12 protein-coding genes are annotated in these 12,873 nt (G+C 56.5%); 5 read left to right on the top strand and 7 right to left on the bottom strand.

The window, feature by feature from the left end; translation table 11 throughout:
- Nucleotides 1-259: 259 nt before the first annotated feature.
- On the bottom strand, nucleotides 260-541 hold the full coding sequence (locus SLH49_RS19810) for a hypothetical protein (RefSeq protein WP_320270881.1): 282 nt from the start codon (nucleotides 539-541) through the stop codon (nucleotides 260-262).
- 82 nt (nucleotides 542-623) lie between these two features.
- Between SLH49_RS19810 and SLH49_RS19805 the strand changes: the two genes are divergently transcribed.
- From SLH49_RS19805 to SLH49_RS19790, 4 genes are all read left to right on the top strand, one after another.
- Nucleotides 624-974, top strand: coding sequence for a hypothetical protein (locus SLH49_RS19805; protein WP_320270880.1), 351 nt, complete (start codon nucleotides 624-626; stop codon nucleotides 972-974).
- Nucleotides 975-1,738: 764 nt separating this feature from the next.
- The gene (locus tag SLH49_RS19800; RefSeq protein WP_320270879.1) at nucleotides 1,739-3,166 is read left to right on the top strand and encodes an alginate export family protein; all 1,428 of its coding nucleotides are present in this window, start codon (nucleotides 1,739-1,741) and stop codon (nucleotides 3,164-3,166) included.
- Entirely contained in the window at nucleotides 3,147-4,490 is a 1,344-nt protein-coding gene (locus SLH49_RS19795) for a serine hydrolase (RefSeq protein WP_320270878.1), read from the top strand. Before SLH49_RS19800 ends, SLH49_RS19795 begins: the two co-directional genes overlap by 20 nt.
- Nucleotides 4,491-4,552: 62 nt before the next feature.
- The gene (locus SLH49_RS19790; RefSeq protein WP_320270877.1) at nucleotides 4,553-5,842 is read left to right on the top strand and encodes a mechanosensitive ion channel family protein; all 1,290 of its coding nucleotides are present in this window, start codon (nucleotides 4,553-4,555) and stop codon (nucleotides 5,840-5,842) included.
- A 24-nt stretch (nucleotides 5,843-5,866) separates the two neighbouring features.
- Here the strand turns inward: SLH49_RS19790 and SLH49_RS19785 are convergent, their stop codons facing one another.
- The 6 genes from SLH49_RS19785 to SLH49_RS19760 form a co-directional block, all read right to left on the bottom strand.
- Nucleotides 5,867-6,541, bottom strand: a complete 675-nt coding sequence (locus tag SLH49_RS19785) for a class II aldolase/adducin family protein (RefSeq protein WP_320270876.1) — start codon at nucleotides 6,539-6,541, stop codon at nucleotides 5,867-5,869.
- Entirely contained in the window at nucleotides 6,534-7,664 is a 1,131-nt protein-coding gene (locus SLH49_RS19780) for a Tm-1-like ATP-binding domain-containing protein (RefSeq protein WP_320270875.1), read from the bottom strand. Before SLH49_RS19780 ends, SLH49_RS19785 begins: the two co-directional genes overlap by 8 nt.
- Before the next feature lie 3 nt (nucleotides 7,665-7,667).
- Nucleotides 7,668-8,603 carry a carbohydrate ABC transporter permease gene (locus tag SLH49_RS19775; protein WP_320270874.1) on the bottom strand — a complete coding sequence of 312 codons (936 nt, stop codon included), beginning with the start codon at nucleotides 8,601-8,603 and terminating at the stop codon, nucleotides 7,668-7,670.
- 4 nt (nucleotides 8,604-8,607) lie between these two features.
- Entirely contained in the window at nucleotides 8,608-9,519 is a 912-nt protein-coding gene (locus SLH49_RS19770; protein ID WP_320270873.1) for a sugar ABC transporter permease, read from the bottom strand.
- A gap of 100 nt (nucleotides 9,520-9,619) precedes the next feature.
- Complete coding sequence (locus tag SLH49_RS19765) at nucleotides 9,620-10,945, bottom strand: extracellular solute-binding protein (RefSeq protein ID WP_320270872.1); 1,326 nt, start codon at nucleotides 10,943-10,945, stop codon at nucleotides 9,620-9,622.
- A 28-nt stretch (nucleotides 10,946-10,973) separates the two neighbouring features.
- On the bottom strand, nucleotides 10,974-12,062 hold the full coding sequence (locus tag SLH49_RS19760; RefSeq protein WP_320270871.1) for a sn-glycerol-3-phosphate ABC transporter ATP-binding protein UgpC: 1,089 nt from the start codon (nucleotides 12,060-12,062) through the stop codon (nucleotides 10,974-10,976).
- A 124-nt stretch (nucleotides 12,063-12,186) separates the two neighbouring features.
- Between SLH49_RS19760 and SLH49_RS19755 the strand changes: the two genes are divergently transcribed.
- On the top strand, nucleotides 12,187-12,849 hold the full coding sequence (locus SLH49_RS19755) for a GntR family transcriptional regulator (protein ID WP_320270870.1): 663 nt from the start codon (nucleotides 12,187-12,189) through the stop codon (nucleotides 12,847-12,849).
- The last annotated feature ends 24 nt before the right edge of the window (nucleotides 12,850-12,873 follow it).

The following is a 12,873-nucleotide window of genomic DNA, read 5'->3' as shown; positions in this document are numbered from 1 at the left end:
GCTTTGATGGGTGAGTATGCTGACGACGTTGAGCTATTTGTCTCCACCTTTGACCGATGCTCATTGGACACCCTCGAAACCAGGATAAAAAACCACAATGCTGCTGCAAACAAGTTGACGCGTCTGACAATGAGCTTCCCGCGCGACACTGCGTTCTTCGTGGATGAGGTTGAGTACCTGTTGGACACCTAAATTAGGGCAGTCATGCTTACATGTCTGAGGTCAGGTTTTTTTTGGGGGGGACCAATGGCGGCCTGCACTAAGCGAGAGTTTGGCTCATCTTGTTGGTTTGATTATGCGGCGTGTTTGCGGTGATGCAGGCCGGGGCGTTGCGGCGGAAAGGCCGCTGCGAAACTTCGGATGACCGTGGCGCAATCATCACCTTGTCGAGCAAGCCCTCCACCGTACCTTTTTGTCCGCCGACAGTACTAACAAGCTGACATCGTTGCCATCTGCATTGCGACTGGATGTTGTCGCGGTGCCTGATGAATATGAGGAATCCGAGGTCGCTCAAATGGTCGATGGCGCGTTCATAATTCATGGAAGCAAGGCCCTGAAACGTTTTGGCACGCTCCCTAAGAGGTGCAGTGACAATCGGCGCGCCCATCTCAGAAAATGAGACAATGTCAGTGACTGATGGTACATACCAAATCAGAGGTTACACGCCCATTGATCTACTCAGCGACGATATGCGTGAGTTGCGGAGTGGTATATTCCTTTCCGGTGCGCGCGTTCGGTTTCTTGACGATCTTGGCAAAACAGCCGGTGGCTATGTCGCGATTACAATCGTTGTTCCAGATTCCGGGCTGCTGCGTATGACCGCAATTTCAGAATACGCCACCAGCAACCTGGGTATTAGCTACTACTTCACAGAAGAAGCGACGGTCAGATCATCATTCCGGCAAGCCGTTATCAGCGACGTACTGTTTCAGCTATTGATTGCGGTCTTTGGCACAGTCGCAGGCTATAGCTAGTTCCGCCGTATTTTGGCACTTTGAAGACACACATTCCGTGGGCGCATGAATGCCTGCATGGATAATTGGGGTGGAGGCGTTTGAGCACGTCCTTCTTCTTGCCATCCCGCAGACACTGCCAGTTGGTGTTGTCGTTTCCATTGGGAAACTGGCGATGAACAGCCCAGGCGTACTGAATACGGTGCGGTCAAATGCCCCGTCACTAGAGATTGCAAACCCGTAGGTGACCCAAAGTCCATTTTGCCGGAACTCTATGTTCTCGCGATGCGAAGGCGGACGCGACCACAAAACAATCTGATAGGGCCGCTTCTCTGGTGCGCATTCGGTTTGTCATCCCATCTTATGGATTTGGCTTGCAGTTTATCGTCAGGGCCCAACACAATATGATATGTCCACCAAATCGCTGTTTCTGCCGCGCCCTACAGCTTGAGGGATGTACTGCGGTTGGTTTTCAGCCCGCTCAGCAAATGCGAGACTTACGCCAATTGTTCGTCCCGAGGTTGGAGAGAAGGGCCAGGATCGGACGCGATGAGAGCGGCACCAAGTTTGGCGACGAGTTTTTCCTGCGCGTATTCGCTAGCCAACGTCACCGTGCAAACCTTTGGACAACCAAAGGGAGAGCCAAAAACTTTTTAATTGGAAGTTGAAGGACCATACACCAACGCTAACTTGCTCGTTATAGATCATGGTAAGACGCTACACAATGGGCTACAGCCAAGGGGGCGCGGTGACCAGTTTTTTACAAATACTCGCCTTTTAGTCGTATGAAGGCGAATGAAAACTTCGCTGCGCGAATTCCCGGCACTATGGCCGGTGTCGTTGTCTTGTTTGCTGCTACGAGAGCACTTTCTCAAGATCGCGACCTTACGCTCATTTACGACCAAGACGGTCTGAAAGTTCGGGGGCATTTGCAGCTCGGCTTGAATGCCGTTGCCGAGAACAACCTGTTTTGGGATCTCGCTGCAACAACCTCTCCAGAAAGTGGCTTCGATCCGGATGCAGAGTGGCTCGAGGGTTATATCAAACCGGGCCTGAGCTTTGAACGCAGGCTAAACTCCGATGCCATTTTCTACGGCAAACTTTCGGCAGTGGCGTCTTATACTTGGGGCACAGATGCATTCGACACGGGCGATACTGGCGACACGACACTTGAGGAAGCCTATCTGGCGCTGCGCAATGATCTTGGGACCGGCTTTTCATATGACATTTCGCTCGGGGCGCGCGAGCTGAGGCTGGGCTCCGGCATGTTAATTGCCAGTGGAGCGACCAGCGGTTTCGAACGCGGAGCATTAAAGTTTGGACCACGCAAAGCCTGGGAGATGGCCGCTATCGGCCGCATGACCTTCGATAAAACAACGGGGACATTTTTCTATCTCGACCCGAACGAATTGCCCTCCACTGACGGTAGCAATGAACTGGCGGGGTTTGATCTGCGCACCGACACATTGGAAGGTGGTTATGTCGGCGCAACTTTCGTCAGCGTACTGAATTCGAACTCACCTTACCCCCAGATCGGTGGGGCGCCCGTCATAGGTGCACGCGAAGGAACAAACACCCTCAACTTTTATGCCAAGACAAATCCGTTTTCCGGCAATTTAGAGAACTGGAATTTCACAAGCGACCTTGCATATCAGCGCAATGATGACTTCAATCTAGATGCTTACGCTGGCCGTGTGACAGCGGAGTACAAGTTTGCCAATATGGCGTGGTCATCGAGCGTCGCTATCGGCTATCATACCTTCTCGGGCGACGATCCAGACACAACGACGTATGAACGGTTTGACCCGCTTTACTATGAAGGCAGTCCGAGCGCTTGGGCAACGGGGTCAAAGTCGGCCTCAACCTTCATCAACTCGAACGTGAATGCCCTTTCTTTGGCCCTTCGGATCAAACCAGCGCGGCGGGATACTTGGACACTGCGCTATGCGCATATTCGGGCCAACGAGCTGAATAGCCCGATCCAATTTGGACAGGCGACACGCCTTGATTCGTCCGGCAATGTAATCGCGGGTGTAACGGATGCGCATCTCGCCGACGATGTGTTCCTTGAGTACAGCCGCGTCATCAATCGAAGTACGTTCCTGACAGCCGGCGTTTCGGTCTCTTTTCCGGGGGCCGGAATAGAAGATGTCGTCGGAGGGAGCGCAGACCCTTGGACAGGAGGATTCCTTAATGTTGTTTTCAACTTCTAATCTGATTGCATGTTTCGCTGGCACGATCCTTGCGCTGAGTGGGGCAACTGGCGCGCTGGCACAGTCGACACCGCTGTCCGCACAAGAGTCCGATCCAAATGTGATGGGCTGGATGCAAGGCTTTCCCCCGCCCCCGGACAAGCTGATCACGCAGCCTGACACCAACTATTTCAGCTTTCCCAGGCTGCGCTGGTCGGTCTGTCACCTGCGCGAGTTCCTCCCTACAGAGCAAATCAGCCGGGGGCTTGGCGCGCCTGTGCCGCTGGACTACCCGACCCCTGCCGCATTTGCCGAGATGCACCAGCAGATCGACGCGCTCACCTTCACACCAATGAACAGTGACGAGACGATGACCTGGGAAGAGTCGCTTTATGCGAACTACACCGATGGCATGCTCATCATCCACAAAGGCGAAGTCGTTTACGAACGCTATTTTGGCTGCCTGGAAGAGGATGGGAAGCACGCCATCATGTCAATGACGAAGTCGATCACCGGGCTTTTGGGGGAAATCCTGGTGGTCGAAGGTGTATTGGATGACACGGCTTTGGTCCGCGACGTGATCCCGGAGATTGGCGACAGTGCCTTTGCGACAGCCACTGTGCGCGAGGTCATGGATATGACCACAGGTGTCCAGTATTCGGAGGATTACTCTGATCGCAATGCGGATGTCTGGCTTTACTCTGCCGCTGCGAGCCCGTTGCCCAAACCGGCAGATTACGTTGGCCCGGATGGATACTTTGAATACTTGCAGCAGGTCGCTCCGGAAGGCGAGCACGGCGCCGAGTTCCACTACAAAACCATCAATTCAGACATGCTCGGCTGGATGATCAGCCGCGTGACCGGCCAGTCCATGACCGACCTGGCATCGGAGCGGCTGTGGAGCCGCATTGGTGCAGAGCAGGATGCCTACCAGACCGTCGACGGCAAAGGAATTCCTTTCGCGGGCGGCGGGGTGACCGCCGGGCTTCGTGATCTGGGGCGCATCGGTCAGTTGATGCTGAATGGCGGCGAGATCAACGGAGAACGCCTATTCCCCGCCGAGGTTGTTGAGAAGATCAGCGCAGGCGGGGACCGAAGTAAGTTCGGAGATGGTTTCCCGACTGTCGGTGCCGGCAGCTACACCAGCCAATGGTGGGTCTTCCACAACGATCACGGTGCCTATGCCGCGCGCGGTGTCCATGGGCAGACAATCTATGTCGACCCGACGGCAGAGATGGTTCTCGTTCGCCTCGCTTCTTTTCCTGTGGCGCAAAACGGGTTCATCGACCCGACCTCGCTGCCCGCTTATCAGGCGGTGGCTGAGTTCCTCATGTCGCGGGATTGATGCGCATCCGGGTCATGCCTTTGGGGAGGATGCGCGCATGTGGAGAAACGACGCGCGTCCTCATGCTGGGCCTGTTTATCTGGCTAACAGCAGGACTGCTTATTCTACCGGGTCCAGCCCTGTCTCAAGACACCACGACTGATCCAACAATCACCAGTAGTGCGCCGGAACTCGTCAATCCTGCGATCTCGACCGATGAATTGGCCTATCGCCTGATCCCGTTGACAAAGGACGAACTCGATCCGCTTTCCGGCGCTTGGCTCGGGATCGTCCAGTCAAAGACCGCAGAGATCGCAGCACGCCAGATCGCTTTGCTGAACAACCCGGCATTGGCAAATGACACGACCTTTCAGGAAATCGCGCTGATGGTTGAAGAACGCGCGGGTCTGTTTGAGCGCTTCTCAATGGTTGTGGCCGCGTTTGAGAGCAAGGGCGGTGATCCCAGGATTGTCGCTGAACTGCGCGCTTACCGCGACTCGGTTCTATTCAACGAAACGATCCTCGCCAGTCCGAGGGCCATTGCGCTGGCCTTTCTGGAATGGCTGACGCGTTCGGACGGCGGGTTGGCTGTCGCACTGGACATAGGTGTGGTCATTCTGGCCTTCGTCGCGCTCTTGTTTGTCTCGCGTTTCGCGCGTGGCCTTGCGCGGCGCTGGATCGGCCGGGTCCCGAATATGTCAAAGCTCTTGGAGGCGTTCCTCGTCGGGGCGGTGTTCTGGCTGGTCATCACCCTTGGGCTGTTGTTCGTCCTCGCCGCACTTGGCGTCAACATCACACCGCTCTTTGCGATGATTGGCGGTGCCTCTTTCATACTGGCATTCGCCTTTCAGGACACGCTGGGCAACCTCGCGAGCGGGCTTATGATCATGATCAACCGCCCCTTTGATGAAGGCGATTACGTTCTGGTTGGCGGTGTCGGCGGCACAGTCCGATCTGTCAGCATCGTCGCAACGACTGTGACGACCGGAGATAATCAGGTCATCGTGATCCCGAACAAGAATGTCTGGGGCAATGTCATCACCAACGTCACGGCGAGCGACACCAGACGGGTCGATCTGGTCTTCGGTATTTCTTACGACGACTCAATCGAAGACGCCGAACGGGTGATCAATGATATCGTAAGAGCACATCCGCTCGTTCTCAAAGACCCCGAACCTACGATCCGTGTGAATGAACTGGGTGCCAGTTCAGTCAACTTCATCTGCAGGCCATGGGCCCGAACAAGCGATTACTGGACGGTTTATTGGGATTTGACGCATCAGATGAAGGATGCCCTCGAGAATGCGGGGCTATCAATTCCTTATCCGCAACAAGACGTTCACATCCGAGGCGGAGAAGCCCATTCTTCTTAATCGTAAGCTCGTTGAACGCGCGTATCATTTTGTATGCATAGCTGCTTCCGCCGCTGTCCCGTATTGTGGCAAATTCGCGTTTGTTTTGCCATGAGCCGCAAGAAGCGTGTCACGGACATAGGCGATTTGCGCGGTTTCCTCGATGATCTCGGCCAAATACTGCGCGGCGATCAGCGTTTTGCCAGTGCCGATTGTGCCATGATTGGCCAGCACGGCAGCGCGGATATTTGTCTCGGCAAAAACAGGGCTGATCTCGTTTTCGGTTTGCGGGCCCCCATTGCTTGAAAGGGGGATCAGCGGCATGCGACCGATCTTTTCGATGGTTTGAACGGTCAGGCACGGGATTTCGATACCGGCGCTGGCATAGCCGGTCGCCCACGGACTATGGCAATGGACGATGGCGTTGATGTCCTTTCTGATCCGGTAAAGGTCGCGATGAAAGTCGAGGTCTTTCGAAGGTTTCAGTTCGCCTTTTGAAAGGATCGTCCCGTCCAGTGCGACAACCTGCAGGTTATCGCGCGTGCATTCGGCAAAGCCCACGCCCGATGGTTTGATGACAATCGCATCGCGTGCATCCAGCCGCACGGATAGGTTGCCGCCCGCATTCGTCTGCAGGCCCAGATCAAAACAGCGCCGCGCGCTTGCAATCAGTGCATCCATCTTGTCGTGCAGGTCTGGAAATCGGTTCAGGTCAGCCATGAAGCATCCTTTCAAGAAGCGCTGCGACAGCGACTTCTGCGCAATCACTGGTGTTGATGTGGTGGTCGATCCGCTGCGTTGTGTAGGTTTTCGCCGAGGCTTCCAAGGTCTCGGCAGCAACCCGGCGCAGTGCGGGATCTTCGATCGCGCCGCCTGGCCGGTCTTCGTGACTGAAGCCGCCCATGGGCAGAATGACATGGCAAGGTGCACGGGCGGCGTTTAACTCAGCGGCCAGTGCCTCTGCCTGATCTGCCATCTCGTCGGGGGTCAGTTTGATATGTGTAAACTGTGCGGTGTGGCGGTAATGGGGGCGTGCCTTATACGCATCCGGGACCGTATCAATGGCACCTAATCCAATGAAGTTCAGCGCACCGGGCAGGACAACGCGCGGCAAATCATGCGCCGCGCTAAAACGCGTGTCCATTGGTACATGCACCCCCGCCAGCCGCAGACGGCCTAATTCATGAACATTCAGGTCAATGACGCCTTGCGCATGGCCTTCTTCGATAAATCGCGTGAAGGCCGCACCACCGTAACCATTGGCGTGAAACACCGTCGCCTCATGTCCCGTTCGGTCGAGTATTCGCGCAACTTCCGCGCCCGCGATGCCGGTGGCGCCCAGTGTCGTGATCGCGATGCAAGCCCGGCCAGACGCTGGAATAGCGCGTCGTTTGGCCAGCCCAGCCACACCCGCCGCGGCGTTTTCAAAGACCTGTTTGAGGTAGGTGTTCAGCCCCTCGATGTCGCAAAGTGTCGGAATAATGGTTATAGAGGTGTCGGCCAGTGCGGGTCGCGGATCGAAGGCAAGCGTTGTGATAAGGATTTTAGGATAGACTGAGGGCAGGCCCTTCATCGCAGCGAGGATGATTTCGCCGCCAGTGCCGCCACCTACGCCGATGGCAACAGCGCATTCAGCGGATTGTTCGGTGATATGGGCCGCTGCAGCTTCGGCCTTGGCCGCCATCTGAGATAGCTTCTCGACTCCCGACCAGATCACCCCGTTATTGGCCAGCGACACATCAAGCGTCGATACCTCCAAACCGTGATCTTTCAAGGCACTTGCGAGGTAGTCCAGCTCCGCTTTTTTGGTCTCGAACGTGCCGATCAAAAGCACCCGCGCCATCACTTACCCTTTCACGGCCCCGGCGGTCATGCCGGTGATGATCTGGCGTGAGGCGAAGAGCGTAAAGAGAATCGGGGGAATGGCGAGCAACATGCCTGTCGCAAAGATCGTGCCCAACCCGTCGAACTCCGACGCGTTGTTCACGATCAGGATCGGCACGGTCATCGTATCGCGGTCAGCAAGGGCGCTGGCCAGCAGATACTCGTTCCATGCAATACGGAAGGTAAAGATCGACGCGGCTGCCAGCCCGGGCTTGATCAGCGGAAGTACCACAAGGAAAAAGGTCTGAAATGGTCCCGCCCCATCGACACGTGCGGCTTCCTCAAGACTTCGGGGAACCTGTACGATGAAGCTCTGCAGGATCCAGATCACGAAGGGCAGGTTCATCGCGACATAGATCAGGATGATCCCGGAATGTGTGCCTGCAAGGCAGACATCGCCGCGCCCGCCGAACGTATCACGGATCCAGGCGCCCACCCCGTAATCGTTGTCGAGGCAGAAGGCATTGTTCCAAAGCCCGAAGACCGGCACCAGCAGAACTGCTGGCGGGATCATGCGGACAGCGAGGGTTGAAAGCGACAGGCTATCGCGCCCCATGAACCGGAACCGCACAAGCGCATATGCCGCCATGCACCCGAAGATCAGTGTCAATGCAGTGGAGATCAACGCAATGATGATCGAGTTGATAAAGGCCCCGCCAAAACGGATTTGGCAGAACCGCAGATGTTCAGGTTCATACCATAGGATATCGCAAAGGGCGGTTTCGTAGTTGCGTATCGTCGGCATGAATAAAAGGCCACCCGCGCCGCTGGTGATATCGACGTCCAGTTTCAGCGAATTGATCAGCAAGAGCGCGACGGGACCGACGCTCATGAAGATCAGGATGGCGATCAGCACATAGAAGGCGGGGTTCTGGCGGTCATAATTGGTGTCGGCCATCGCCCTAACCCTCCTCTTCTTGCGCGAATTGCAGACGTCGGGCGCGGGCCTCTTGCCAGCGGGTGAAGGCGAACATGCCTAAGGTGAGCACCATCAAGAGCATCAGAAGGTAATTCGACATTGCTGCTGCTTCGCCCAATTCGCGGAACTCCCGCGCGGTGCGGGCGATCCGCAGGGCGAGGATTTCGGTGGAAAGGCCGGGGCCTCCGCCGGTGAGGACCAGAATAACTTCAAGCACTTTGAAGGCATCAATCAGGCGCAGCAGCATGGTAACAATCAGCACCGGCATCATCAGCGGCAGCTTGATATGGATCACTTGTTGCCAGCCCGTCGCACCATCAATGCGCGCCGCCTCAAGCGCCGAGCGTGGGAGGGATTGCAGCGCAGCCAGTGACAGGATGAAAATAAAGGGCGTCCATTGCCAAATATCGGCGATGATCACCGATAAAAGCGGGTTTTGCCCTAGCCAATCGACCTTCGGCAGGCCAATCGCCTCGAAGAAGCGGTTAAAGGTGCCGTAAGTCTGGTGGAACATGTAGCGCCAGACGAGGCCCACAACCACAGGTGCGATCATCATCGGTAGGATGAAGAGCGTGCGCAGAACGCTCATGCCCCGGATGTTGCGATCAAGAAGAAGTGCAAGTCCCACACCGATCACCATCTCGACCGCGACAACGGTAAAGGCGAACACCAAAGTCACCCAGAACGATGTATGAAAGGCAGGGTCAACCAGCAATTTGGCGTAGTTGGCAAGGCCGACGAACTCCGTCTCGCTGAGGTTCTGGCTCGGGTCCCAATCGCGAAAACTGCCCCAGATCATGTAAGCGATGGGGTAAAACAGCGCGAGGATCATCACCAATGCCGCCGGTGCGACGAACATATAGGGCGTCAGTCGGTTCAGACGTTGTTTGGACACGAGCGCGCAAGCCTTCGGTTGGTGGGGCCCTGGCCACGATCATGCAGCCAGGGCATCAGGGAGAGTTGAGGCGGGGGAGAGGCCGCCTCAGGTATCTAGACTATTGCCAGATGTAGTAGCCCTCTTCCTCCATCAGCGCTTGGGTGCGTCCGGCGATGCCATCCAGCGCTTCTTGAATGTCGATGCCTTCCGTCAAGACCTGGCTCATCGTTGTGCCGATGTCGGCGTTGATCCGACCCCAGGCGGGGATGATGGGGCGCCAGTCAGGATCGGCGAATGCGAGTGCCTCACCAAAGGTCGACGACCATGGGAACTTGGCGTTGAGCTCGGCGTTTTCGTAAGTTGAGAAGCGGGACGGGTTGCCGCCAGCCATCGCAACCATCAGGTCCCCTTCTTTCGAGGTCAACCATTGCATCAGAAGGAACGCGGCTTCCTTGTTTTCAGCGTTGGCGGGAATGCCAAGGCCGAAACCACCGGTTTGCGATGCCGCCATGACACCTTCAGGATGGGCGGCCCAGCCCACATTGCCGACGACGGTTGAGCGGCTGTCATCTTCGAATGTTGGCGCAAAGGCGATTGAATCAAGGAACATGGCTGCCTGCCCCTGGGCAAAGGCGTTCGCTGCCTCGGCCGGACCAAAAGCGGAGGAGCCTTCAGGCCCACAATCCACAATCGTCTTCAGTGCTTCGGCCGCCTCGACACCGGCTGCATTGTTGATGGTTGGGTTCCAGCTTTCGTCAAAGACCCGTCCGCCCAGCGGGGCAAGGTGCAACAAAAACGCGTGGCTTGCCTGATGCCCGGACGCCGCACGGGACGCGACACCACCCATGCCCGGTTCAAGCTCCGGGATCTGACAGGCGAGTTCAAGGAACGCGTCATAGGTTGTCGGCACCTCCAACCCATGTTTGTCGAAAATATCCGCCCGGTAGAAAAGGACTGAGGTCTCGGACCCGAATGGCAACCCATAAAGCGAGCCTGTGGGTCCTGGCAGATATCCTTTCTCTCCCCCAGCCACGCCGATGTTCTGGACATAGCCATCAATCAGATCGCCCGCATCATAGTTGGGATCCGAGAGCATCGGGTTCATGAAATACTTGGCGAGGTTTTCCAGCTGATCGGCATAGACATAGTCGGCCTTGGAAAACACGACATAGGAGATCAGGTCATAGGCTCCCTCATCCAGCGCCAGTTCCAGTGTCTGCCGCTCGCGCATGTCGAGATAGGGCAGCATGTCCACCTCAACCTCGATGCCGGTCTGCGCGGTAAACTCGGGCAGTACCTCCATCACCGCGTTGTAATGTGGGTGGGCGGGGAAATTCACGATCAGCGTCGTGCCCTCATAAGGGGCGTAGGGGCCTTCGGCAAAGGCCCCGCTGGCCATGACCAACCCGCCCAAGACGGTTGTCGTCTTCAATAGGTTCAGCATCGTTTCCTCCCAATTGCTGATGGACGCTTCAAATGGCGTCCTCGGTTTTATTGTCGAACAGGTGCAGACCCTCTTGCCGCACCGCAAAACGAAGTGTTTCGCCCAAGGCGATCGGTGTTTCAGACTTGATTTCAACGGTCACGCGCGACCCGCCGCAATCGCAGATCAGCACTGATTGCGCTCCGACATATTCCGAGACGACGACATTGAGATCGATAGATGCGTCCTCTGCGCCATCCGGGTTGTATTCGAGATCGGAGGGGCGAATGCCAAGGATCGCAGAGGACACTGCCTGCCGTCGCGACCGCTCGGCAAGGTCAGGGTCCAGCGCCAGCTGAAAACCCTTTCCGACCGCGTAAAGCGTGCCACCCTCATCTTTCAGCTCCGCCGCCAGAAAATTCATCGGTGGTGAGCCCAGAAATCCGGCGACGAACTTGTTGGCCGGGTTCTTGAACAGCTCAGCCGGCGTGCCCTGCTGCTGGATATGACCGCCATGCATCACGACGATCCTGTCGGCGAGGGTCATTGCCTCAATCTGATCATGGGTGACGTAGATCATGTTTTTCTGCACGCTCTGGCGCATCACGGCCAGTTCAGCGCGCATCTGCCCGCGCAGCTTGGCGTCAAGGTTTGACAGCGGCTCATCAAAAAGGAACGTGCCCGCGTCACGACACAAGGCCCGGCCCATTGCAACGCGCTGGCGCTGTCCGCCAGATAACTCGCCGGGTTTGCGGCCAAGGTAGGCGGAAAGCCCCAGGATCTCGGCCACTTCCTTTACCTTCTTGTCGATCTCGGCCTTCGGCGTCTTCTGCAGCCGGAGCGAAAACGACATGTTCCGTGCCACGTTCATATGCGGGTAAAGGGCGTAGTCCTGAAACACCATCGCGATGTCGCGATCCTTGGGATCAAGGTCTTTGACCGAGGCCTCGTTCATCAGGATGTCACCGTCTGACACGGCCTCAAGCCCCGCAACCATGCGCAGGGTCGTGGATTTGCCGCAGCCAGAGGGGCCGACAAGAACGGTGAATTCATTCTCGGCCATCTGCAGGTCGATCCCATGCAGCACCTGAACCGCACCGTAGCGTTTAACCAGTTGCTGCAAGCGTATTTCTGGCATCGAATCCCTCTCCTCCGGTAGCGCAGAGCATTGTGTATACAAAACTAAAAGTAAATATCCAAAATTGCCAAACGGCCCGTCGCCGTGTAACAGTATGCAGTAGCGATAGAAGGATATCGAAGCATTGCAGTTCAAGGATCATCATGAAAAAGGTGCACGCGGGTCCACGGTCCAACGGATCGAGGCCGCCTTGATGGACGATATTGCAACAGGCCTTCTGCGACCGGGCGAGCGGCTGGATGAGGTCAAGCTGACCGAACGCTTTGGCGTCTCGCGCACCCCGATCCGCGAGGCGCTGACGCGACTCACCGCGCAGGCGATCCTGGTGCCCGGTGCAAAGCGTGGCGTGCGGGTGGCCGAGTATAGCCGCGAGGAATTGGCGCAAATCTTTGAAGCTATGCATGAAATCGAGGCGACCTGTGCCCGAATTGCCGCACAGCGCCTGTCTTTGTTGTCGCGATCTGAAATAGAGGCGGCGCAGTCAGCATGCGTCGCGGCAGCGGAATCTGGCGATATGCACGCCTATCTGCATGCGAACGAGGCGTTTCATCAAACGATCTATCGCGCGACAGGGAATCCTTACATTGCAGAAATTGCCTCTGACTTCCGCCGTCGCACCGGGCCGTTCCGTGCGAAAAAGTTCGCCTCCAAGGATGACCTGATCGCCTCCGCGAAATCTCACGAGGCGCTGATTGCGAGCATTTTTTCCGAGGATTCGAAAGCAGCCTCTGATGGCATGCGCGCCCACATGACTGAAAGTTTCTTGCGAACTTTAGAGGTCAATTAGTCCTTTCAACACGATTTCATCTTG

The sequence above is a fragment of the Cognatiyoonia sp. IB215446 genome (assembly GCF_033963825.1).
Lineage (GTDB): Bacteria > Pseudomonadota > Alphaproteobacteria > Rhodobacterales > Rhodobacteraceae > Yoonia.
Note: the sequence above shows the minus strand (reverse complement) of the source record. Positions and strands in the feature narration are given on the sequence as shown.